We start from the raw sequence: 22,307 nt of genomic DNA, 5'->3' as shown, positions 1-22,307 counted from the left end.
CAAGGGGGTTCGCATGTCGGTCAGCACCATCGGGGTCCTCCCCGTCGCAGTCCGCGCGCTGCACACGGGTCAGGAAGTCGCCATCACCGGGCGCATCGACGTCCACACGGTCCCCGACGTGCGGCTGCTGCTCCACGAGATCATCGACACCGGCTTCGGTGACGTCTACATGCGCCTGGCGGACGCCGAGATCGGCGACGCCACCGGCCTCGGAGTCCTCGTCGAGGCCTACAACCGGGCCCGTCGGGCTGGTCGGCGCCTCGCGGTCGTCGACATGAGCGAGCGCACCGGCCGCCTGTTGCGTGCATCACGCCTCGACCGCTCGCTGGTGCTCCGCGAGGTTCCGGCCGACGCGACTGTGGCGGCTGTCACCGCCTGAACGCCTCCCGGCACCCGAGGCGGCGCCGGTACCTTCGGCGCATGTCCGACACCGCTGCCGTGCGTCCCGAACGCGACCGCCCCTGGGTGATGCGCACGTATGCGGGGCACTCCAGCGCCGCCGCGAGCAACGCCCTCTACCGCCGGAACCTCGACAAGGGGCAGACCGGGTTGTCGGTCGCGTTCGACCTGCCGACCCAGACCGGGTACGACCCCGACCACCCGCTGGCCCGCGGCGAGGTCGGCAAGGTCGGTGTGCCGATCTCGCACATCGGTGACATGCGCGCCCTGTTCGACCAGATCCCGCTGGACCGGATGAACACGTCGATGACGATCAACGCCACCGCGATGTGGCTGCTGGCGATGTACCAGGTGGTCGCGGAGGAGCAGGCCCTGGCCGAGGGCCGTGACCCGGTCGAGGCGGTCCGGGCACTCGCCGGGACGACGCAGAACGACATCATCAAGGAGTACCTGTCGCGCGGCACCTACGTGTTCGGGCCGCAGCCGTCGCTGCGCCTGATCACCGACATGGTGGCCTACACGGTCGCGGACATCCCGAAGTGGAACCCGATCAACATCTGCAGCTACCACCTCCAGGAGGCCGGGGCGACGCCGGTCCAGGAGATCGCCTATGCGATGTGCACGGCGATCGCCGTCCTCGACGCGGTGCGCGACTCGGGCCAGGTGCCCCCGGAGCGGTTCGGCGAGGTGGTCGCGCGGATCTCCTTCTTCGTCAACGCGGGCGTCCGCTTCGTCGAGGAGATGTGCAAGATGCGGGCGTTCGTCCAGCTCTGGGACGACCTCACGCGTGAGCGGTACGGCGTGCAGGACGCCAAGCAGCGCCGGTTCAGGTACGGCGTGCAGGTCAACTCCCTCGGCCTCACCGAGGCCCAGCCAGAGAACAACGTCCAGCGGATCGTGCTGGAGATGCTCGCGGTCACCCTGAGCAAGGACGCGCGGGCGCGCGCGGTGCAGCTGCCCGCGTGGAACGAGGCGCTCGGCCTGCCTCGTCCGTGGGACCAGCAGTGGTCCCTGCGTATGCAGCAGGTGCTCGCCTTCGAGTCCGACCTCCTGGAGTACGACGACCTCTTCGCCGGGTCGACCGTCGTCGAGGCCAAGGTCGCCTCCCTCGTCGAGGGAGCCCGCGCCGAGATCGCGCGGGTGCAGGACCTCGGTGGCGCGGTGCCCGCGGTGGAGAGCGGCTACATGAAGTCCGCGCTGGTGGCCTCGCACTCGTTGCGGCGCCAGCGCATCGAGACCGGCGAGGACGTCGTCGTCGGGGTGAACCGGTTCGAGACCACCGAGCCGAACCCGCTGACCGCGGACCTCGACGCGGCCATCCAGACCGTCGACCGCGACGTCGAGGCCAAGGCCGTCGCCGCGGTCCGGGCCTGGCGCGAGGAGCGGGACGCCGACGTCGTCGGCCGGGACCGCGCCGCCGCGGCCGTGACGGCTCTCAGGGCCGACGCCCGGGCCGGAGTCAACCTGATGGCGGCCTCGCTCGAGGCGGCGCGGGCCGGGGTCACGACGGGGGAGTGGGCCCAGGCGCTGCGCGAGGAGTTCGGCGAGTTCCGTGCCCCCACAGGGGTCTCGGGTTCGGTGGGGGTCAGCGATGGCGGCACCGACGAGCTGCGGGCCGTGCGCGACCGGGTGCGCCGCACGGCGGACGCGCTCGGCGAACGGCTGCGCGTCCTTGTGGCCAAGCCGGGCCTGGACGGACACAGCAACGGTGCCGAGCAGATCGCCGTGCGGGCCCGGGACGCCGGCTTCGAGGTCGTCTACCAGGGGATCAGGCTGACGCCTGAGCAGATCGTCGCGGCCGCGGTCGCCGAGGACGTCCACCTCGTCGGCATCTCGATCCTGTCCGGCTCGCACATGGAGCTCGTGCCGCACATCATCGACGGGCTGCGTGCCGCCGGTGCCGGTGACGTGCCCGTCGTGGTCGGCGGGATCATCCCCGAGAGCGACGCCCGGGCCCTGCAGGCCCTCGGGGTCGCCGCGGTCTTCACCCCCAAGGACTTCGGCCTCAACGACATCATGGGCGAGTTCGTCGAGATCGTCCGCCGGTCGCGGGGCCTGGACGCCGAGGTCGCCGCCCCCGTCTGAAAAGGAGACGACCACCGCTCCGGCGGTTGGCAGCATGGCCGGCATGATGTTGCCGACCCCCAGCCTGCACCCCGGTCAGAGCCAGGCGCCGTGGCGCAGGACCCGCACGAGTCGCAGGTCGCGATCGACGACCAGCACGTCGGCGCGTGACCCGGGGACGAGGCTGCCGACGCCCTCGAGCGACAGCGCCCGGGCAGGGGTGTGGGCCGCCGCCGTGACCGCGTCGGCAAGGTCGATGCCGAGCTCGGTGACGCACCACCGCACCTGGTCGAGCAGCGTCGAGACGCCGCCGGCGAGCGACCCTCCGTCCGCGAGACGGGCCTCGCGGCCGCGCACCTGCACGGTGCGCCCGCCCAGGGTGTAGTCCCCCTCGGCCAGTCCGCTGGCCGACATCGCATCACTGACCAGCGCGATGCCCGTGGGGCCGACCGTGTCGAAGACGAGCTGCACGGTGGCGCCGTCGAGGTGCACGCCGTCGGCGATGAGCTCGACGACGGCCTCGCCGCGGGCGGCGGCACCCAGCGCGGCGGCGACCGGACCGGGCGCGCGGTGGTGCAGCGGCGGCATACCGTTGAAGAGGTGGGTGACCAGGGGAAGCCCGCCGCGGACCCCGCCCCCGAGGACCGCCCGCAGCGCCCGCGCGCAGGTGGCGTGGTCGGCGTCGGTGTGGCCCAGGGAGCCGACCACGCCGTGGCCGGACAGGGCAGCGGGCAGGCTGCCCGAGGGGTCGCGCTCGGGTGCGAACGTCATGTGGAGCAGGCCGCCGCCACCTGCCGCGACCAGGGCGTCGACGAGGTCGAGGTCGGCGTCCAGGAGGGTGCCGGGATCCTGCGCACCGCAGCGGACGGTGGACAGGAACGGACCCTCGAGGTGGATCCCTGCGAGCTCGCCCGCCTCGACCAGTGGGGCGAGGGCCGCCGCGCCGGCGAGGAGCACGTCGGGCGCTGCGGACACGAGCGACCCGACGATCGACGTCGTGCCGCAGCGGTGGTGGTGCCGGGCCGCGGTCCGGGCGCTCTCGCCGTCCGGGCCGAACTCTCCGCCGTCACCACCGTGGCAGTGCACGTCGACGAGCCCCGGGAGGAGGGTGAGGCCGTCCGGGAGGTCGTCGGGGGAGGGCAGGTCGGTCCACCAGCCAGGGACCTCGGCGCGCGCACCGGCGTACGCGACCCGGTCGCCCTCGACCACGACCACACCGTCCTCGACGACGCCGCCGGGCAGGACGACGCGTCCGGTCAGCAGCAGCGGCTCGGGGGCGGCGGGTTCGGAGGTCACGACAGGATGATGGACCGCGAGAGGTGTCGCGGTCGATCAGGGTCCACCCCGGCGCGTCCAGCCTTGAGCAGGCAGAGGCGGTGCACCCGCAACAGGTCGGCGAGCGGGTCGATGTCGCGGTGCTCGAAGTGGGCCCCGGTGGCGCGCACGTCCTCGTCGAGCCCCGGGGGCACCTCGCCGAACGCCCAGGTGGCTCCGCCCTCGGTGGTGACGCTGATGGGGCCGTGGCGGTACTCCATGGCGGGGTAGGCCTCGGTCCAGAACTGTGCGGACTCGCGCAGCTTCAGGGCAGCCTCCTGGGCGAGGCCAACGGTCCAGCCGCGTCCGAGGAAGGTCAGCTGACGGGCGTCGGCGACACCGGCGAGCGCGGCGTCCTCGTCCTCGGCCAGGACTGCCTCGGCGTCAGCGATGGCCTGGTCGAGGTCCTCGCCGAGGGTGGCACGCAGCAGGGCCAGCACGGTCGTCGCGAAGCGGGTCTGCACGACGGACTGCTCGTCGACCTCGGGCAGGAGGAAGGCGTGCGTGGCGAGGTCGGGGATGGCGGTCCCCTCGGTCGCGACGATCGCGGTGGTGGTCTGACCCTCGGCGCGGAGGCGCTCGAGCAGCTCGATGACCTCCGTGGTGGTGCCGGAGCGGGAGATGGCCACGACGTGGTCGAAGCGACGGCTGTCGGGGTACTCGCTGGCGGCGTGCGCCTCGGTGTGGCCGGCGCCGGCCTGCTCGCGCAGGGTCGCGTAGGCCTGGGCCATGAAGTACGAGGTGCCGCAGCCGACCACCGCGACGCGCGCTCCGTGGGCGGGCAGGACGGCCAGGGCCTCGTCGACCCGGCGGCGCACCGCGGCCCAGTCGGCGGGCTGAGTGGCGATCTCGCGGGCGAGGTGGCTCGGGTAGGAAGTCATCGAGGTCCCATCTGTGAGTGATTGAGAGTGCTGAAAGTCTCTACCAGTCAGATTCGATCAGTCAAGATGGCGGCGGTATGTCCCGGTTCGCTCAGGCATCGTGCCGCGGTCGCGCAGAAATGGGTGCGGTGAAGTGCTTGACGAGTCCCCCTCCGGGGGCCAAGGTTTCCCTCATGCTTCCTCGAAGATGAGCGAAGCGCGCTTCAAACGCTAGGAAACGATCATCCGTTTCGCGACACTGACGAACGACTGAGGAGCGACGTGCGCACCACGACTTCAGGACACACAGCGGCGCTGCGCTGGGGCGGGCTCGCCCTGGGTGCAGCGTTCGCCCTGGCAGCCTGCTCCGGCGGCACCGGGGCCGGCACGGCCGGCGGCGGGGACGACTCGGGGAAGAAGGCGACGACGATCAAGCTCGTCGCCGCTGAGTACTCCAAGGACAACACCAAGGCGTTCTGGGACAAGTTCGCCACCGACTACAAGGCCAAGACGGGCAACACCCTCGAGGTGCAGATCGTCAGCTGGGACGACATCGACCAGCAGAGCTCGACGATGATCCAGAACAACAACCCGCCGGACATCCTCAACCTCAACGCCTATGCCAGCTACGCCAAGGACGACCTGCTCTACAGCGCCGACGACGTGCTGTCCGACTCGGTGAAGTCCGACCTGCTCGAGGCCTTCGTCAAGTCCGGGACGTACGACGGCAAGATGTACGGGATGCCCGACCTGAGCTCGGCGCGGGCGATGTTCTACAACAAGAAGCTCTTCCAGCAGGCGGGCATCACCGAGGCCCCCAAGACCTGGACCGAGTTCCAGGCCGACGCCAAGAAGGTCGCCGCCCTCGGCGACGGCGCGATCGGCTATGGCCTCCCGCTGGGTCCGGAGGAGTCGCAGGGCGAGTTCTCGATCTGGATGTTCAACAACGGCGGGGACTGGAAGAAGGACGGCAAGTGGACGATCAACTCGGCTGAGAACGTCGAGACGCTGACCTTCCTCAAGTCGCTGGCCACGGACAAGCTCACCCAGAACAACCCGGGCAAGACCAACCGCCAGGACGCCTTCGACCTGTTCGCGTCCGGCAAGGTCGGCATGGTCGTCGGGTTCTCCCCGCTGGCCGCGACGCTCGACGAGGCCAAGAAGGTCGACTACGGCGTCGCGCCGATGCCGACCAAGGCCGAGGGTGGCGAGCCGCAGACGTTCGGCGTCACCGACTACCTCATGGCGTTCAAGAAGGACGGCAACAAGGAGGCCGTCAAGGCGTTCTACGACCTGTACTACCAGAAGGACCAGGTCAACTCCTTCATCAAGGCGGAGGGCTTCCTGCCCGTCACCAAGTCCGGCATCGAGGAGTTCAAGTCCGACGCCAAGCTGGCGACGTACCTCGAGACCCTGCCGAACGCGCACCTCACGCCGACCGACGACCCCACGTGGGACAAGGTCAAGCTGTCGGTGCAGCAGAACCTCGGCACCGCGATGACCGGTGACCCGAAGGCCGTGCTCGACAAGCTGCAGAAGTCTGCCGAAGCCGGCGGCTGAGCGTGACGCAGACTGCTTCGGCTCCCGTGGGCGCGGCCGGTGACCCGGCTGCGCCCACGGGGGGCGGCCCGGGGCGCCGGCGGCGCGGCCCCCGTCGAGGTCGCGCCTCCCTCGGCACGGCGCTGCTGTGGCTCGGTCCCGCCCTGCTGCTGATCTTCGGTGTCGTCGTCTACCCGGCGGTGGAGCTCGTCAAGGCCTCCCTGTCGCGCTACTCGATCACCGGTCTGCGCAAGGGCAGCGCGGGTCTGGACAACTTCACCAACGTCCTCGGCAACGAGTCGCTCGGCACGGTGCTCACCAACACCCTCGTCTGGGTCGTCGTCGTGGTCGCCCTGACCATCCTGGTCAGCCTCGGGCTCGCCCAGTTCCTCACCAAGGACTTCTGGGGCCGGCGCATCGTGCGGTGGGCGGTCATCGTCCCGTGGGCCGCGTCCCTGGTCATCACGGCACGGTTGTTCAGCCTCATCTACAGCTACTACTACGGCACGCTCAACGCGGTCCTGCTCAAGGTCGGCCTCATCGACACCCCGATCGACTTCCTCGGTGACGACCGCTGGATCATGCCGTCGATGATCGCGGTCGGCGTCTTCGTGTCGATCCCGTTCACCGCGTACGTCTTCGTCGCCGGCCTGCACGCCATCCCGACCGACGTCTACGAGGCCGCACGCATCGACGGTGCCTCGCCCTGGCAGGTCTGGCGCCGGATCACGTTGCCGTTGCTGCGTCCTGCGATCCTCGTGGCGACCGTGCTCAACATGATCTACGTCTTCAACAGCTTCCCGATCATCTACACCCTCAACGAGTCCAACCCCGGCTTCAGCCACGACACGACCATCACCTTCATGTACAAGCTGGCGTTCAAGAGCGCCGAGAAGGACGTGGGCCAGTCGGCCGCCGCCGGTCTGTTCAACGTGCTGCTGATCCTCGTGGCCGTCGTCATCTACCTGCGCGTCTCGCGCTGGCGTGAGGAGGAGGAGTCGTGAACGGCACCCTGAGCTGGCGGCGCATCCGCCCGGCGGCGATGCCGGTCATCGGGCTCGGCGTGGCCTTCGCCTTCCTGTGGCCCTACCTCGTCATGCTGCTCGACGCCTTCCGCCCCAGCGGTGACGTGGTGCAGACGCCCGCGTCCATCCTGCCGCGGGAGTGGAAGTGGACGACCTTCGCCGAGGTGGTCGGGGACGAGCGCTTCCGCGCCTGGCTCCAGACGTCGTTGATCGTGGCTGTGTCCTCGACGGTGATCGTGGTCCTGGTCGCCGTCCCGGCGGCATACTTCACCGCGCGGTTCCGCTTCCCGGGACGGATCGCGTTCTTGTTCCTGGTCCTCATCACGCAGATGTTCTCGCCGACCTCGCTCGTCGTCGGCATCTACCGGGAGTTCTACGCGCTCACCCTCGTCGACACCTACCAGGCGCTCATCCTCACGAACGCGGCCTTCAACCTCGCCTTCGCGATCTGGATCCTGCACGGGTTCTTCGCCTCCATCCCCAAGGAGGTCGAGGAGGCAGCCGAGCTCGACGGGTGCGGGCCGTTCATGCGGCTGCGGCGCGTCATGCTGCCCCTGACGCTGCCGGGCCTCGTCACCGCGACGATCTTCACCTTCATCGCCGCGTGGAACGAGTACGTCGTCGCGCTGACCCTGATGCTCAGCGACGAGAAGAAGCCGCTCACCGTCGGCATCAACTCCTACGTCACCGGCTACGAGCAGAACTGGGACCAGCTGTTCGGTGCCTCGATCATCGCGATCGTGCCGGTGGTCATCTTGTTCGCGATCATCGAGAAGCACCTGGTCGGTGGCCTCACGGCGGGCTCGGTCAAGTGACCGCACCCCCCGCGAGACCCACCGACCGGGGGGCTCGCTGGAGCGCGCTGCTCGGCCTGCTCGCCGAGCACGGACGGCTCAGCGTGACCGAGGTCGTGGAGTCGCTGGGGGTGTCGGAGGCGACCGTCCGCCGCGACTTCGCCGACCTCGCCGCCCAGCAGCTCGTCACCCGTACCCACGGGGGCATCGTCGCGACCGCGGTGGCCTACGACCTCCCGGCCCGCTACAAGCAGGCCGGGAGCGACGACGCCAAGGACCGCATCGCCGCGTATGCCGCCGACCTCGCCGTCGAGGGCTCGGTCGTGGGCTTCAACGGGGGCACCACGACGAGCGCGGTGGCCCGGCGCCTCGCGGCCCGGTCCGACCTCGCGATGTCGTCGCGACGGCCGGCGGTGACGGTGGTGACCAACGCCCTCAACATCGCCACGGAGATGGTGCTGCGCCCGTTCGTGCGTTGCGTGTCGCTCGGGGGAGTCGCCCGCCCCGAGTCGTACGAGCTCTCCGGTCCGCTCGCGGCCATGGTGCTCGGCGAGCTGTGGCTCGACACGGTCTTCCTCGGGGTGGACGCCGTCTCGGCGACCGCGGGGGCGATGTGCCACCACGAGGGTGAGGCCGGCATCAACTCGCTCATGGTCGAGCGTTCCGAGCGGGTCGTCGTGGTCGCGACCGGCGCCAAGCTCGGCACGCGGGCCTTCGCGCGGATCTGCCCCTCGTCGCGGATCGGCCTGGTCGTCACCGACGCCAGCGCGCCCGCGGCGGCGGTGGCCGAGCTGCGCTCGGCGGGCATCTCGGTGGAAGTGGTCTGAGCGTGGTCGAGGTGGTGGCTGCCGTCGACGTCGGCGGCACTCGGGTGAAGGCTGCGCTGGTCGACCGGGACGGACGCGAGGTCGAGTCCAGAACCGTGCCGACGGTCCCCGGTGCCGACGTCCAGGGCGTGCTGGTCGACCAGGTCGCCGGGCTCGTGCGCGACCTCGAGGCAGGGACCCGGCAGCCGGTCGCGCTCGTGGCCTGCGGTGTGGTGGTCCCCGGGCTGGTCGACGGCGAGGCCGGTGTGGCCCGGTGGTCGGCCAACCTCGGGTGGCGCGACCTGCCCGTGACCGCCCCCCTGGCGGCACTCCTCGACGCGCCCGTGGCCCTCGGTCACGACGTGCGCGCCGGGCTGGTGGCCGAGGCCCGCTGGGGTGCGGCGCGCGGCGCCTCCAACGTCCTCTTCATGCCCGTGGGGACCGGGATCGCCGGTGCCCTCATGCTCGACGGCCGTGTCGTGGTCGCCGACGGCTGGGCCGGAGAGCTCGGCCACGTGGTGGTCGAGCCCGACGGGCCGCGGTGCGGCTGCGGAGCCCACGGGTGCCTCGAGGCCGTCGCCTCCGCCGCAGCGGTCGAGCGCGCGTATGCAGCGCGGTCCGCTTCCGCGGGCGGCACCCGGACCGGTGCCGACCGGGTCGCCGCCCTCGTCGATGCCGGCGACGCCGTGGCGACGCAGGTGTGGGGTGTCGCCGTGCAGGCGCTCGCGCGTGCGATCGTGGTCACCGTGACGCTCACGGGAGTGGACCGGGTCCTCGTCGGCGGCGGGCTGGCCCAGAGCGGCGAGACCCTGCTCGGCCCGCTGCGTCGGGCGGTCGAGGCGCAGCTGACGTTCCAACGGGTTCCGACCATCGAGCGGGCCAGGCTCGGGGAGCGGGCCGGCTGCCTCGGTGCGGCCGCGCTCGCGTGGGACCTGTCGTGATCCTCACGGTCACGCCGAACCCGGCGCTCGACGTGACGTACGACGTCGAGCACCTGACCCCGCACGGGAGCCACCGCGTGCTGGCCGTCCACGAGGTCGCGGGGGGAAAGGGCATCAACGTCGCCAGCGTGCTGCACCGGCTCGGCCGCGACGTCCTCGTCACCGGAGTGGTCGGGGGGCCGACGGGGGACCAGGTGCGCGCCGACCTGGACCGGCGCGGCATACCCCACCGCTTCGCCCGGTCCAGTGCACCGACGCGGCGCACGACCACGGTGGTGGGGCGCGACGACGGTGAGGCGACGGCGTTCAACGAGCCGGGCTGGCCGTGGCCGGACGGGTCGTGGATGGCCCTGCTCGATCACGTCGCCGGGCTGCTCGCCGAGCGCCCTGTCTCGGTGCTCGTGGCGTCCGGCAGCCTTCCCCCGGGCGCACCCGACCACGCGTTCGCCGACCTGACGCTCCTCGGCCGGGACGCGGGGGTGCCGGTGGTGGTCGACGGCTCCCGTGACGCACTGCTCGGCGCCCTCGCCGCTGGGCCCGACGTCGTGAAGCCGAACCGTGAGGAGCTCCTCGACGTGACCCATGTCGACGACCCTGTGCTCGGCGCGAAGGTGTTGCAGGACAAGGGCGCTCGCCACGTGGTGGTCTCACTGGGCGCGGACGGCATCATGGCCGTGTCGCCCACCGGGACGACGGTGCGGGCCTGGTTGGGGGAGCGGCTGAGGGGTAACGCCACGGGCGCCGGTGACTCGGCAGTGGCGGCCCTCGCCGCGTCGATCGCGCGCGGTGACGACTGGGCCGACGGCCTGGCCGACGCCGTGGCCTGGTCGGCCGCCGCCGTCCTGCGGCCGACTGCCGGCGACGTCGACCCCGACGACGTCGAACGCCTGCGCGCCGCCGTGCGCGTCGAGACCCTGGAGGACTGACCGATGCTCGTGCCGTTGACCGAGGTGCTCGCTCCCGCGCGGGAGCAGGGTCGTGGCCTGGGGGCCTTCAACGTCATCCACCTCGAGCACGCGGAGGCGCTGGTCGGTGCCGCGGAGGACGTGGGCCTGCCGGTGGTGCTCCAGATCAGCGAGAACACCGTGGCCTGGCACGGTTCCCTCGCCCCGTTGGCGCTCGCCACCCGCGCCCTGGCCGAGCGCGCCGCCGTGCCGGTGGTCCTGCACCTCGACCACGCCGTCTCGGTCGACCTGGTGCGGGAGTCCCTCGACCTCGGCTTCACGTCAGTGATGTTCGACGGGTCGAAGCTCGACGACACGACGAACCGCTCGACCACGCGAGACGTCGTCGAGCTGTGCCACGCGCACGGCGTGGACGTCGAGGCCGAGCTCGGGGAGATCGGGGGGAAGGACGGCGTGCACGCACCCGGTGTGCGCACCGATCCCGTTGATGCGCAACGGTTTGCGCTCGACACAGGGGTCGATGCCCTCGCGGTCGCGGTCGGGTCCTCCCACGCGATGACCGAACGCACCGCGTCACTCGACCTCGAGCTCGTCGCCGCCATCCGCAGCACCGTGCCCGTGCCCCTGGTCCTGCACGGGTCGTCCGGTGTCGCGGACGACGGACTCGCAGCCGCGGTGCGGGCAGGCATGACGAAGGTCAACATCGCCACCCACCTGTCGAGCGTCTTCACCGCTGCCGCCCGCGAACGGCTCGACGCGGACGCCGGTCTCGTCGACAGCCGCAAGTACCTCGGGCCGGCCAGGTCGGCGATGCGGGCCGAGGCGGCCCGCCTGCTCGACCTGCTCGCCCTGCGCTGACCCGCTGCGGCACCGACCAACTGCCGCACCAACCTGCTGACCTGACCTGACCTGCTACTGCGCTGGCGTGGACGTCCTCGTCGCCGCCCAGTGCCGCAGTGCGTGGTCGACGGCGTCCATCGAGCGCACGAACGACGTCTCGAGGTCCCGCGGGTGGTGGCTGAAGCCGCCCATCGCCTCCAGCCCGAGGAACCCGTAGACGGTCGACAGCACGAGGCGTGCGGCGTCGGTCTGGTCGGGGTCGGCCAACCCGTAGCCGCGCAGCACCGCTCGCACCAGCTCACCGTGTCGCGGCGCCGCGCTCCCGGCTGCCGTGCCAGGGTCCAGCTCCTGCTGCATCGCGGTGTAGCGACCGGGGTGCTCCAGGGCGTACCGGCGGTAGGTCGTCGCGAACGCCAGCAGCGCGTCGCGCCCCGCGAGACCTGCGACGGCGTCGGAGAGCCGGTCGGCCAGCTCGGCGAGGGCGAGCAGGGTGACCCGCGTGCGCAGGTCCTTCAGGCTCCCGACGTGGGAGTAGAGGCTGGCGTCCTTGACGCCCAGCCCGCGGGCCAGGGCCGCGAGGCTGATCGCGTCGAAACCGACCTCGTCGGCGAGGTCGGCGGCGGCCGTGGTCAGCCGGTGGGGGGTGACGCCGGCTCGTGCCATGTCCGCTCCTCAAAACTAGGTACCCTAGGTTTTGGCCTATGCTTCCTAGTATGCACGAGCTGACCGGAGCAGAGATCAGGGCGTCCTTCGTCAACGCCACCAAGGGCGAGACCACGAGGCTGGCGCTGCCGTCGGACCTGGCCGACCTGCCGTGGGACGACCTCGACTTCCTGGGGTGGCGGGACCCCGCGTCGCCGCAGCGCGCCTTCATCGTCATGACGACCGCTGCGGGTGCGACGGGGATCGCGCTGCGCCTGGCGCACTCCGCGACCGGGAGGCGCCGGCGCAACATGTGCGCGGTCTGCCTGACCACCCACTCCGGTGACGGCGTCTCCCTGATGACGGCACGCAAGGCCGGCCGCGCGGGGCAGCAGGGCAACTCGGTCGGCACCTACCTGTGCAGCGACCTCGCCTGCTCGCTGTACGTCCGTGGCCTGCGCAGCGCCGGGCCGGGTGCACGCCTCCAGGAGTCGTTGTCCCTCGAGGACCAGGTGGAACGGATGCTGGGGCGGCTCGAGGCGTTCGTCGCCGGCGTCGCCAGGTCCGCGTGACGCCGGCGGCGCCGTCGCGCCACCTCTGAGCGCCCCACGCGGGGGCAGTCCCGGAGCCCCAGGCGACGTGCCGCGCGACGCACCCCGCGCACGCGCCATACGCTCGGGGCGTGAGCGACCTCCACTGCCCGGCGACGCTCCTCGTCGCGCGGCACGGCGACGCGGAGTACGGCCATCCCTCGGTGCTGTCCGACGAGGGCGGCTGGCTGACCACCAGGGGACGCGAGCAGGTCAGAGCCCTGGGGCAGTCGTTGGGGGACCGGCGGATCGCCCGGGTGTACACAAGTCCGCTCCAGCGGGCCGTGGAGTCCGGGGAGCTGGTCGCGACACTCCTGGACGTGGACGCCGTGGTCGTCGAAGGACTCGAGGAGTTCTCCGTGGGAGCGCTGGCCGGGCGTCCGCACGACGACCCGGAGCTCGCCTCGGTGTTCAAGGCCTGGATGCACGGGGACCCCGGGCGGTTCATCCCCGGGGGTGAGTCAGGCGCCGACGTCCTGCGGCGCTACCGCGAGGCGTTGCAGGCCATCGCCGACCAGCACCGGGGGGAGACGGTGCTCGTCTTCTCCCACGGCGGCGTGATGTCGTTCGCCCTGCCCCGGCTCGCCGATCCAGTGAGGCAGGACCTCGTGGCGCGGGCGTTCCTGCCCAACTGCGGTGCGGCCGAGGTGAGGGTGGACGCCGACGGGTTCGATGTCGTGACGTGGCCCGGGTCGATCGACCGCAGCGTGGTCTGACCCTTCAGAAGAGCCGGGTCGTGGTGTCGTCGATGCCGCGCAGTGCGTCGTAGTCGAGCGTGACGCACCGGATGCCGCGGTCGGTGGCCAGCGTGCGGGCCTGCGGCTTGATCTCCTGGGCGGCGAAGATCCCGGTGACGGGCGCCAGGTGGGGATCGCGGTTCATCAGCTCGAGGTAGCGGGTGAGCTGCTCCACGCCGTCGATGTCGCCGCGCCGCTTGATCTCCACCGCGACCGCGCTGCCACCGGCGTCACGGCACAGGATGTCGACGGGACCGATCGCCGTCATGTACTCGCGTCGGACCAGCGTCCAGCCCTCGCCGAGGGTGTGGATGTGCTCGGCGAGCAGCTTTTGGAGGTGCGCCTCGACGCCGTCCTTGATGAGACCGGGGTCGACGCCGAGCTGGTGGGCCGAGTCGTGCAGGACCTCGTGGATGAGGACGCGCAGGCGGTCCTCGGACTTGGCGTGCTGCACCTGCCACACCGCGGTCACGCCGTCGGCCGCCTCGTGCTCCTCGGGGGAGACCTCGACCATCGCGCAGGGCGGTGACATCCAGTTGAGCGGTTTGTAGGAGCCGCCGTCGCTGTGCACGAGCACCGAACCGTCGGCCTTGACCATCAGCAGTCGCGTCGCCAGGGGGAGGTGGGCCGACAGCCGACCGTCGTAGTCCACGGAGCACGTCGCAATCACCAGTCGCACGAGGCGCCACTCTACGGTGGCGCGCTCGGGTCGGGCGAACCGATGAGGTCCCGGCGACGAACACCTGATTGCGCGAGGCCGACTCGGGGCGCACACTCGGAACAGAGGTGAGGTGAGCACCCATGGTGAACCTGCTGGGCAATGTTGCCGCGCTGGCGATCGTCGTCGCCGTGGCGTGCGGCATCCTGCGCTGGGTCTCGACCGGTGCCCCGCCGCGCACCATCCAGCCGTTCTTCGACCGGCTCGACCGCCTCCGGGCCCGGCGACGCGGGCGTCCAGAGCCGCTGCCCCCCATCCTGCTGGCCCTCGAGGTCAGCCGACTCTCGGACCACGTGCGCTACGTCGAGCACTCCGACCTGCCCAACAAGGCCGAGCGGCTGATGGCGGCCCGTCTCGCCTACGACCACACGCTGCGCGACTACTGCCGTGCCGTCGACATCCCCGTGCCGACCGCGATCCGTGGCCTGTCGACCGAGCAGCGGTTCCACATGGAGTCCGCCCTCATCGGCGCCGGTCACGAGTGGTGACTGTCACGCCCGGCGGGTCTGCACCCTCCTGAGCGGCTCTGACAGACTGCGCCGCATGGCTCGTGAGTTCAGCAAGGTCGCTGTCGTCGGACTCGGCACCATGGGTGCCGGCATCGTGGAGGTGTTCGCCCGCAACGCCATCGACGTCGTGGCGATCGAGGTGGACGATGCCGCGGTCGAGAAGGGCAGGGGTGTCCTGCAGCACTCCACCGACCGTGCGGTCAGCCGGGGCAAGCTGTCCGAGGACGACCAGGCGGCTCTCCACTCGCGGGTGCACTTCACCTCGAGCATCGACGAGGTGGCCGACTGCCAGCTGGTCATCGAGGCCGTCCCCGAGCACCTGCACCTCAAGCGCGAGATCTTCGCCAAGCTCGACGCGGTCGTCGGTCCCGACGCCATCCTCGCCACGAACACCTCGTCGCTGTCGGTCACCGAGATCGCCGTCGCCACGAGCAACCCGAAGCGCGTCGTCGGCATGCACTTCTTCAACCCGGCGCCGGTCCTGCAGTTCGTCGAGGTGATCCGCACCGTCGTCACCGAGGACGAGGTGTTCGAGGACGTCAAGGCCCTGGCCCAGCGGCTCGGCAAGCAGCCCGTCGTCGTCGGCGACAAGGCCGGCTTCATCGCCAACGCCCTGCTCTTCGGCTACCTCAACCACGCCGTCGCGATGTTCGAGAGCAAGTACGCCTCCCGCGAGGACATCGACGCCGCGATGAAGCTCGGGTGCGGCTACCCCATGGGTCCGCTGGCGCTGATGGACCTCATCGGACTCGACACGGCCTACGAGATCCTCGACACGATGTACAAGCAGGGCCGCGACCGCCTGCACGCCCCGAGCCCCATCCTCAAGCAGATGGTCAGCGCCGGTCTCAAGGGCCGCAAGAGCGGGCGCGGCTTCTACACGTATGCCGAGCCTGGCAGCTCCCAGCTCGTCGACGACGCACTCAGCCCTGCGACCGAGGGCGGGGAGCACGTCGCAACCCGGACGGTGCGCACGGTCGGTGTCGTGGGTTCGGGCACCATGGCGACCGGCATCATCGAGGTCTTCGCCAAGGCCGGGTACGACGTCACCTACGTCACCCGCAGCCAGCCCAAGGTCGACGCCGTCACCGCGGCCGTGCAGAAGTCGCTGGAGAAGGCCGTCCAGCGCGGCAAGCTCACCGACGAGGCGCGCGACGAGGCGCTGGGTCACCTGACCGGCTCGACGTCGCTGGACGACCTGGCCACCGTCGACCTCGTCGTGGAGGCGGTCGTCGAGGACCTCGCGGTCAAGCGTGCGCTCTTCGAGAACCTCGACGAGATCTGCCGGCCGGGGGCGATCCTCGCGACGACCACCTCCTCGCTCCCGGTGGTCGAGTGCGCTGCCGCGACGGCCCGACCCGAGGACGTCATCGGGATGCACTTCTTCAACCCGGCCCAGGTGATGAAGCTCGTCGAGGTCGTCCACACCGTCTCGACCGCCCCCGACGTCGTGGCGACGGTGCAGCAGGTCTGCGCCGACCTCGGCAAGCACGCCGTCACCTGCGGCGACCGTTCGGGCTTCATCGTCAACGCCCTGCTCTTCCCGTACCTCAACGACGCGGTCAAGATGCTCGAGGCGAACTACGCGACGGCGGACTCGATCGACACGGCCATGAAGACGGGGTGCGGCCTGCCGATGGGCCCGTTCGAGCTCCTCGACGTGGTCGGCCTCGACGTCTCCCTGGCGATCCAGCGCGAGCTCTACCTCGAGTTCCGTGAGCGCGGCTTCGCCCCGGCGCCGCTGCTCGAGCACCTCGTCACGGCCGGCTACCTCGGGCGCAAGTCCGGCCGCGGCTTCCGCACCTACGCCTGAGCCCACCCGGCTCGTCGACGGCAGTCCCGTCGGGCGGTCGTCGGCGGTTCTGGGAGAATCACCTCCATGCCCCGAGCCAACCGTCGCCGCCGTGACGACGTCCCGCTGAACGTCGACCGGGCCGTCGGTGGGCTCACGCGGCGTGAGTCGTACGGCGCGTCGGAGTGGTTCGTCCGCAGGGTCACCGGGGCATCGGCCAGCCGCGCCTACCTGTGCCCGGGCTGCCAGCAGAACATCCCGATGGGCACCCCGCACGTGGTCGCCTGGCCGGCCGACGGCATGGGCGGTCTCGACGACCGGCGCCACTGGCACACGGCGTGCTGGGAGGCACGCGAACGGCGGCACACGCGCGGCGCCATACGGTGACTGCGTCAATCCGGAACGGCGAAGGGGTCGGTGCGCACTGCGCACCGACCCCTTCCCGAGTTCAGTGGCGCCGCTGGCGCGGCAGCAGCACCTCTTCGTACAGCAGCAGGAGACCCGCGGCGACGGGGATCGCCAGGAGCGCACCGAGCACGCCGAGCAGGCTGCCGCCGGCGAGGGCCGCGACGACGGTGACCGCCCCCGGCACAGAGACGGTGCGCTGCATGATCTTCGGGGCGATGAGGTAGTTCTCGACCTGCTGGTAGACGAGGTAGTAGACGGCGGCGATGATCGCGTCCTGGGTGTTGGTGAACACCGCGACGAGCACGACGATGGCCGCACCGATCGTGGCACCGACCATGGGGACGAGGCCGAGGAAGCCCACGGCGACGGCGAGCACGGCGGCGTACGGAATGCCGACGATCACCATCATGAAGTAGGAGCAGATGGCGTTGATCGTCGCGACCGCTACCTGGCCGATGGCGTAGGAGCCGGTCCGACGCATGATCTCCTCGGACAGGGAGATCACGCGCGGGCGGCGGGAGGCGGGGACCATCGCGTAGGCCGCCTGCTTGACCCGGGGCAGCGAGGCAAGCAGGAAGAGGGTGAGCACGAGGACCGTGAAGGCCTGGAAGATCCCGCCGATCACTGCGGCGCCCACGCCGAGCACGCCACCGAAGACCTGGCCGATGAAGTTGCCGTCGGTGAGGCGCTTGTTGAACTCCGCCTCGATCTTGTCGACCACCTGGTAGTGCTGGTCGATGTCCTTGACGAACGGGTTGTTGAGCAGCTGGTTGAGGTAGTCGGGGGACTTGGCCGCGAGGTCGCCGCCCTGCTGGACGACGGGGGGGACCACGAGCAGGCCGATGAGCGTGAACACCACGACGACGCCGGCGAAGACGATGGCCACGGCCCCCGGTCGGCGCACGCCACGCCGGGTCAGGAACTCGACCAGGGGGTTGAGGGCCAGCGTCAGGAAGAAGGCCACCACGACGAGCGTGATCGTCGTGGTGAGGCGACCGAGGGTCTGCCACAGGAGCAGCGCCGCGAGCACGCCCAGGGCGCCGACGAACCCCATGTAGAACGGCGACTGCCGGTTGAGCGGGCGTCCTGCCGTGCCGTAGCGCAGCCCCCGCTTGCCGTCCTTGGGCTCGCCCTCGGTGGTGTGCTGGGGCTCGTGGGTCACAGGTCCCGCGGCAGCTGCCGGTTCCGCCGGGGCAGGTTGGTGGGACGGCGGCTCGCCGCCGTCAGCGCTGTCGCTGGCCGGGTCGTCGTGCTCGCCGCGGTGGCGCAGACCGGGCAGCACGTCGGCGAGCAGGTCACCCGCCGACGTCGGCGCACCACTCCGCTCATGGGGGTGGTTGCTGGCACGCAGAGCCTCACGCTGTGCGTGCCGGAACTCGCGCCATCGTTCCAGCACCGACATGTCTGGAACCCTAGGGCACCGCACCCACCGCCGCCGCGACGGTGCAGGTCAGGCGTTGCGGAACCGGTTGATCGCGGCCAGGTGGGTGGCCCGCTTCTCGTCGTCCGTGACGCCCAGACCGGCCTCGGGGGCGAGCGTGAGCACGCCCACCTTCCCCTGGTGCAGGTTCTGGTGGACGTCGTACGCCGCCTGGCCCACGTCCTCGAGCGCGTACGTCTTGGACAGGGTCGGGTGGATGAGGCCCCGGTTGATGAGGTCGTTGGCCTCCCACGCCTCGCGGTAGTTGGCGAAGTGGCTGCCGATGATGCGCTTGAGGTTCATCCAGAGGTAGCGGTTGTCGTACTCGTGCATGTACCCGCTCGTCGACGCACAGGTGACGATGGTGCCGCCCTTGCGCGCGACGTACGTGCTGGCGCCGAAGGTCTCGCGGCCGGGGTGCTCGAAGACGATGTCGGGGTCCTTGCCGCCGGTGAGCTCGCGGATGCGGGCGCCGAAGCGCTTCCACTCCTTCTGGTCCTGGGTCGTCGGGTCGCTCCAGAACTTGTAGCCCTCGGCGCTGCGGTCGATGACCAGCTCGGCACCCATGGCGCGGCAGATGTCGGCCTTGTCGGGGGAGGAGACGACGCAGACGGGGGTGGCTCCTCCGGCCAGCGCCATCTGGGTGGCGTAGGACCCGAGGCCACCCGAGGCGCCCCAGATGAGCACGATGTCGCCGAGCTTCATGCCGGCACCGTTGCGGGAGACGAGCTGGCGGTAGGCCGTGGAGTTCACCAGACCGGGGGAGGCGGCCTCCTCCCAGGTGAGGTGCGCGGGCTTGGGCATGAGCTGGTTGGTCTTGACGATGGCGAGCTCGGCCAGGCCGCCGAAGTTGGTCTCGAAGCCCCAGATCCGCTGCTGCGGGTCGAGCATCGTGTCGTTGTGCCCGTCGGCGTCCTCGAGCTCGACCGACAGGCAGTGCGCGACGACCTCCTCGCCGGCCTTCCACTTCTGCACGCCGGGACCGGTCCGCAGGACGACGCCGGCGAGGTCGGAACCGACCACGTGGTACGGCAGGTCGTGGCGCTGGGCGTACTCCGAGGTGCGCCCGTAGCGCTCGAGGAACCCGAAGGTCGATACCGGCTCGAAGATCGAGGTCCACACGGTGTTGTAGTTGATGGCGCTGGCCATCACGGCCACGAGGGCCTCGCCGGGGGCCAGCTCGGGGATCGGCACGTCGTCCACGTGCAGCGACCGGCGCGGATCCTTGTCGCGGCTCTCCAGGCCCTCGAAGAGCCCGACCTCGTCCTTGTGCACGGTCACCCCGCGGTAGGACTCGGGAAGGGGGAGTGCGGCGAAGGTCTGCTCGGTGCGGTCCCCGGAGAGGATGGCGTCGCGGATGTCCTGCATGGGATGTGGCTCCTCGGCGTCGTCGGCGTCATTGGCTCGGCTGCGGCCGAAACTACTGCGGGGTAGGGCGCTGCGGTGGCCAGTGAGACTCCGGTCACGAGGTGACCTGCCTCACCCCTGAGTAGGTGTCGTCAGTGGGTCTCGTAGGCCGGCTGGACCAGCTCGACCAGCACCCCGCCGGCGTCCTTGGGGTGGATGAAGTTGACGCGGCTGTTGGACGTGCCACGGCGGGGTGCGTCGTAGAGCAGGCGCAGGCCGCGCTCGCGCAGGATCGTGCTGACCGCCTCGACGTCCTCGACGCGGTAGGCGACCTGCTGGACGCCCGGCCCGGAGCGGTCGAGGAACTTGGCGATCGTCGACTCGGGCGTCAACGGCGCGAGGAGCTGGATGTGCGACCCGCTCCCACCGACGGCCATCATCGCCTCGCGGACGCCCTGCTCCTCGTTGACCTCCTCGTGCGCGAGGGTCATGCCGTAGGTGTCGCGGTAGAACGCGATCGCCGCGTCGAGGTCCGTGACCGCGATGCCGACGTGGTCGATGGCCGTGAAGAGCTCCGAGGGCAGCGCTGCATCCATGGGGGTCACCCTAGGCTCAGCCGGGTATGGCGCGACAGGAGTGATGCGTCACCCCTCCTCGGAGGGGGCCGGCCCCGGGTCCTCGACCAGGCGGCCGGTCTCCTGCGAGTGCCTGTGCTGGACGCCCCTAGACTGACCTGCATGTCTGCACTGTCCCGGGACGACGTCGCCCACCTCGCCGGCCTCGCCCGCATCGACCTCTCGGACGCCGAGCTCGACCGCATGGCCGGTGAGCTCGGGGTCATCCTCGACTCCGTCGCCAAGGTGCAGGAGGTCTCCGCAGGTGACATCGAGCCGATGTCCCACCCGCTGCCCCTGACCAACGTGACCCGACCCGACGTGGTCCGCCCGTCCCTCGGCGCCGAGGCCGCCCTCTCCGGCGCGCCGCAGCAGGACCAGCAGCGCTTCTCGGTGCCGCGCATCCTCGCTGAGGACTGACCCGCCCGACCGAGCCTTCGGGCCGCCCCACCCGCACCAGCCCAGTGACCGCACCCCCGCTCGGACCCGGTCACTCGCGACAGACCAAGGACCACCACTCGTGAACTCCGACCTCACCCGCTCCAGCGCCGCAGAGATGGCGCACGCGCTCGGCTCCGGCGAGCTCAGCTCCGTCGAGATCGTGCAGGCGCACCTCGACCGCATCGCCGCGGTCGACGCCGACGTGCACGCCTACCTCCACGTCGACGGCGAGGGAGCCCTCGCCGCGGCCCGCGAGGTCGACAGCCGTCGCGCCTCCGGTGAGGAGCTGCACGTCCTCGCCGGCGTGCCGATCGCCGTCAAGGACGTCCTGGCCACCAAGGGCCTCCCGACGACCTGCGGGTCCAAGATCCTCGAGGGCTGGGTGCCGCCGTACGACGCGACCGTCGTCGCGAAGCTGCGCGCCGCCGGCATGCCGATCCTCGGCAAGACCAACATGGACGAGTTCGCCATGGGTTCCTCCACCGAGCACTCCGCCTACGGCCCCACCCACAACCCGTGGGACCTCACCCGCATCCCCGGTGGTTCGGGAGGCGGCTCGGCTGCCGTCGTCGCTGCGTACGAGGCCCCGCTGGCCATCGGCACGGACACCGGTGGCTCGATCCGCCAGCCGGCCTCGGTCACGGGCACGGTCGGCGTGAAGCCGACGTACGGCGGGGTCTCCCGCTACGGTCTCGTGGCGCTCGCGTCCAGCCTGGACCAGGCGGGTCCCTGCACCCGCACCGTCCTCGACGCGGCCCTGCTGCACTCCGTCATCGGCGGTCACGACCCGCTCGACTCGACCTCCATCAACGCCCCGGTGCCGTCGGTCGTCGCAGCCGCCCGTCGCGCGGACGTCAAGGGACTTCGGGTCGGCGTCATCAAGGAGCTCGGTGGCGAGGGCTACCAGAACGGTGTGCGCGACCGCTTCGACGAGTCCGTGGCCCTGCTCCAGGAGGCCGGCGCCGAGGTCGTCGAGGTGTCCTGCCCGAGCTTCGACTACGCGCTCGCCGCCTACTACCTGATCCTCCCCAGCGAGGCTTCCTCCAACCTGGCCAAGTTCGACGGGATGCGTTACGGCGCAAGGGTTCTCCCCGCCGGCGTCGACGACCCCAGCGCCGAGCAGGTCATGGCTGCGACGCGTGACGCCGGGTTCGGTGACGAGGTGAAGCGCCGCATCATCCTGGGCACCTATGCCCTGTCGAGCGGCTACTACGACGCCTACTACGGCCAGGCGCAGAAGGTCCGTCGCCTCATCGCCGACGACTTCGCCGCTGCGTTCGAGAAGGTTGACGTCCTGGTCAGCCCGACCGCGCCGACCACCGCGTTCAAGCTGGGCGACAAGCTCGACGACCCGATGTCCATGTACCTCCAGGACGTCGCCACCATCCCGGCCAACCTCGCCGGTGTGCCCGGCATGTCGCTGCCCAGCGGCCTCGCCGACGAGGACGGGCTGCCCACGGGCATCCAGATCCTCGCCCCCGCGACCCACGACGACCGCCTGTACGGCGTCGGCGCGGCTCTGGAGCGCATGCTCCTCGACCGGTGGGGTGCACCGCTGCTCACCCAGGCCCCCGAACTCTCCGCGAAGGGAGCGTGACCCCG

General features: G+C 70.9%; 23 protein-coding genes. 16 read left to right on the top strand and 7 right to left on the bottom strand.

Annotated features, from left to right (window positions below; genetic code table 11):
- The first annotated feature begins 13 nt into the window (after positions 1-13).
- Positions 14-379 (top strand): STAS domain-containing protein, encoded by a 366-nt coding sequence (locus ABD286_RS05310; RefSeq protein WP_344191005.1) that lies wholly within the window; start codon positions 14-16, stop codon positions 377-379.
- Between the two features lie 89 nt (positions 380-468).
- Positions 469-2,484, top strand: a complete 2,016-nt coding sequence (locus ABD286_RS05305) for a protein meaA (RefSeq protein WP_425565357.1) — start codon at positions 469-471, stop codon at positions 2,482-2,484.
- A 75-nt stretch (positions 2,485-2,559) separates the two neighbouring features.
- Here ABD286_RS05305 and ABD286_RS05300 read toward each other — a convergent pair whose 3' ends face one another.
- Both ABD286_RS05300 and ABD286_RS05295 read right to left on the bottom strand, forming a co-directional pair.
- A complete protein-coding gene (locus ABD286_RS05300) occupies positions 2,560-3,759 on the bottom strand; it encodes an N-acetylglucosamine-6-phosphate deacetylase (RefSeq protein WP_344191001.1) in 1,200 nt (399 codons plus the stop codon).
- Positions 3,756-4,658: an SIS domain-containing protein gene (locus ABD286_RS05295; RefSeq protein ID WP_344190999.1), complete on the bottom strand. Its 903-nt coding sequence runs from the start codon at positions 4,656-4,658 to the stop codon at positions 3,756-3,758. The genes ABD286_RS05300 and ABD286_RS05295 overlap by 4 nt, the downstream gene beginning before the upstream one ends.
- Before the next feature lie 261 nt (positions 4,659-4,919).
- On the opposite strand from ABD286_RS05295, the gene ABD286_RS05290 reads away from it, so the two are divergent.
- Genes ABD286_RS05290 through ABD286_RS05260 form a run of 7 tightly spaced genes read left to right on the top strand, consistent with a single transcriptional unit; the run spans position 4,920 to position 11,505 of the window.
- Positions 4,920-6,197, top strand: coding sequence for an extracellular solute-binding protein (locus tag ABD286_RS05290; protein ID WP_344190997.1), 1,278 nt, complete (start codon positions 4,920-4,922; stop codon positions 6,195-6,197).
- A 2-nt stretch (positions 6,198-6,199) separates the two neighbouring features.
- Entirely contained in the window at positions 6,200-7,180 is a 981-nt protein-coding gene (locus tag ABD286_RS05285; protein ID WP_344190995.1) for a carbohydrate ABC transporter permease, read from the top strand.
- The gene (locus ABD286_RS05280) at positions 7,177-8,016 is read left to right on the top strand and encodes a carbohydrate ABC transporter permease (RefSeq protein WP_344190993.1); all 840 of its coding nucleotides are present in this window, start codon (positions 7,177-7,179) and stop codon (positions 8,014-8,016) included. Before ABD286_RS05285 ends, ABD286_RS05280 begins: the two co-directional genes overlap by 4 nt.
- Positions 8,013-8,822 carry a DeoR/GlpR family DNA-binding transcription regulator gene (locus ABD286_RS05275; protein WP_344190991.1) on the top strand — a complete coding sequence of 270 codons (810 nt, stop codon included), beginning with the start codon at positions 8,013-8,015 and terminating at the stop codon, positions 8,820-8,822. Before ABD286_RS05280 ends, ABD286_RS05275 begins: the two co-directional genes overlap by 4 nt.
- 2 nt (positions 8,823-8,824) lie before the next feature.
- Positions 8,825-9,742 (top strand): ROK family protein, encoded by a 918-nt coding sequence (locus tag ABD286_RS05270; protein WP_344190989.1) that lies wholly within the window; start codon positions 8,825-8,827, stop codon positions 9,740-9,742.
- Positions 9,739-10,668, top strand: a complete 930-nt coding sequence (locus ABD286_RS05265; protein ID WP_344190987.1) for a 1-phosphofructokinase family hexose kinase — start codon at positions 9,739-9,741, stop codon at positions 10,666-10,668. Before ABD286_RS05270 ends, ABD286_RS05265 begins: the two co-directional genes overlap by 4 nt.
- Before the next feature lie 3 nt (positions 10,669-10,671).
- Entirely contained in the window at positions 10,672-11,505 is an 834-nt protein-coding gene (locus ABD286_RS05260) for a class II fructose-bisphosphate aldolase (RefSeq protein WP_344190985.1), read from the top strand.
- Between the two features lie 54 nt (positions 11,506-11,559).
- Here ABD286_RS05260 and ABD286_RS05255 read toward each other — a convergent pair whose 3' ends face one another.
- Positions 11,560-12,150 carry a TetR/AcrR family transcriptional regulator gene (locus ABD286_RS05255; protein ID WP_344190983.1) on the bottom strand — a complete coding sequence of 197 codons (591 nt, stop codon included), beginning with the start codon at positions 12,148-12,150 and terminating at the stop codon, positions 11,560-11,562.
- A 50-nt stretch (positions 12,151-12,200) separates the two neighbouring features.
- Between ABD286_RS05255 and ABD286_RS05250 the strand changes: the two genes are divergently transcribed.
- Positions 12,201-12,701 carry an FBP domain-containing protein gene (locus ABD286_RS05250; RefSeq protein WP_344190981.1) on the top strand — a complete coding sequence of 167 codons (501 nt, stop codon included), beginning with the start codon at positions 12,201-12,203 and terminating at the stop codon, positions 12,699-12,701.
- Positions 12,702-12,811: 110 nt separating this feature from the next.
- Positions 12,812-13,435 carry a histidine phosphatase family protein gene (locus tag ABD286_RS05245; RefSeq protein WP_344190979.1) on the top strand — a complete coding sequence of 208 codons (624 nt, stop codon included), beginning with the start codon at positions 12,812-12,814 and terminating at the stop codon, positions 13,433-13,435.
- Between the two features lie 4 nt (positions 13,436-13,439).
- Here ABD286_RS05245 and nucS read toward each other — a convergent pair whose 3' ends face one another.
- Positions 13,440-14,135, bottom strand: a complete 696-nt coding sequence (nucS, locus tag ABD286_RS05240) for an endonuclease NucS (RefSeq protein ID WP_344190977.1) — start codon at positions 14,133-14,135, stop codon at positions 13,440-13,442.
- A 122-nt stretch (positions 14,136-14,257) separates the two neighbouring features.
- Between nucS and ABD286_RS05235 the strand changes: the two genes are divergently transcribed.
- The 3 genes from ABD286_RS05235 (at position 14,258) to ABD286_RS05225 (ending at position 16,862) form a co-directional block, all read left to right on the top strand.
- Positions 14,258-14,662: a hypothetical protein gene (locus ABD286_RS05235; protein ID WP_344190975.1), complete on the top strand. Its 405-nt coding sequence runs from the start codon at positions 14,258-14,260 to the stop codon at positions 14,660-14,662.
- A 55-nt stretch (positions 14,663-14,717) separates the two neighbouring features.
- The gene (locus ABD286_RS05230) at positions 14,718-16,496 is read left to right on the top strand and encodes a 3-hydroxyacyl-CoA dehydrogenase family protein (RefSeq protein WP_344190973.1); all 1,779 of its coding nucleotides are present in this window, start codon (positions 14,718-14,720) and stop codon (positions 16,494-16,496) included.
- Positions 16,497-16,562: 66 nt separating this feature from the next.
- A complete protein-coding gene (locus ABD286_RS05225) occupies positions 16,563-16,862 on the top strand; it encodes a hypothetical protein (protein WP_344190971.1) in 300 nt (99 codons plus the stop codon).
- Between the two features lie 61 nt (positions 16,863-16,923).
- Here the strand turns inward: ABD286_RS05225 and ABD286_RS05220 are convergent, their stop codons facing one another.
- The 3 genes from ABD286_RS05220 to mce all read right to left on the bottom strand — a co-directional run bounded on the left by ABD286_RS05220 (position 16,924) and on the right by mce (position 20,246).
- The gene (locus ABD286_RS05220) at positions 16,924-18,285 is read right to left on the bottom strand and encodes an AI-2E family transporter (RefSeq protein ID WP_344190969.1); all 1,362 of its coding nucleotides are present in this window, start codon (positions 18,283-18,285) and stop codon (positions 16,924-16,926) included.
- A gap of 48 nt (positions 18,286-18,333) precedes the next feature.
- Positions 18,334-19,671, bottom strand: coding sequence for a crotonyl-CoA carboxylase/reductase (gene ccrA / locus ABD286_RS05215; RefSeq protein ID WP_344190967.1), 1,338 nt, complete (start codon positions 19,669-19,671; stop codon positions 18,334-18,336).
- 131 nt (positions 19,672-19,802) lie between these two features.
- Positions 19,803-20,246, bottom strand: a complete 444-nt coding sequence (mce, locus tag ABD286_RS05210) for a methylmalonyl-CoA epimerase (protein ID WP_344190965.1) — start codon at positions 20,244-20,246, stop codon at positions 19,803-19,805.
- A gap of 141 nt (positions 20,247-20,387) precedes the next feature.
- Between mce and gatC the strand changes: the two genes are divergently transcribed.
- On the top strand, positions 20,388-20,684 hold the full coding sequence (gatC, locus tag ABD286_RS05205; RefSeq protein WP_344190963.1) for an Asp-tRNA(Asn)/Glu-tRNA(Gln) amidotransferase subunit GatC: 297 nt from the start codon (positions 20,388-20,390) through the stop codon (positions 20,682-20,684).
- A 136-nt stretch (positions 20,685-20,820) separates the two neighbouring features.
- Positions 20,821-22,302, top strand: coding sequence for an Asp-tRNA(Asn)/Glu-tRNA(Gln) amidotransferase subunit GatA (gene gatA / locus ABD286_RS05200; RefSeq protein WP_344193265.1), 1,482 nt, complete (start codon positions 20,821-20,823; stop codon positions 22,300-22,302).
- Positions 22,303-22,307: the final 5 nt, after the last annotated feature.

This window comes from Pedococcus aerophilus (assembly GCF_039532215.1).
In the GTDB taxonomy this organism is placed as follows: domain Bacteria; phylum Actinomycetota; class Actinomycetes; order Actinomycetales; family Dermatophilaceae; genus Pedococcus; species Pedococcus aerophilus.
This window is presented reverse-complemented; position numbering and strand designations above follow the sequence as displayed.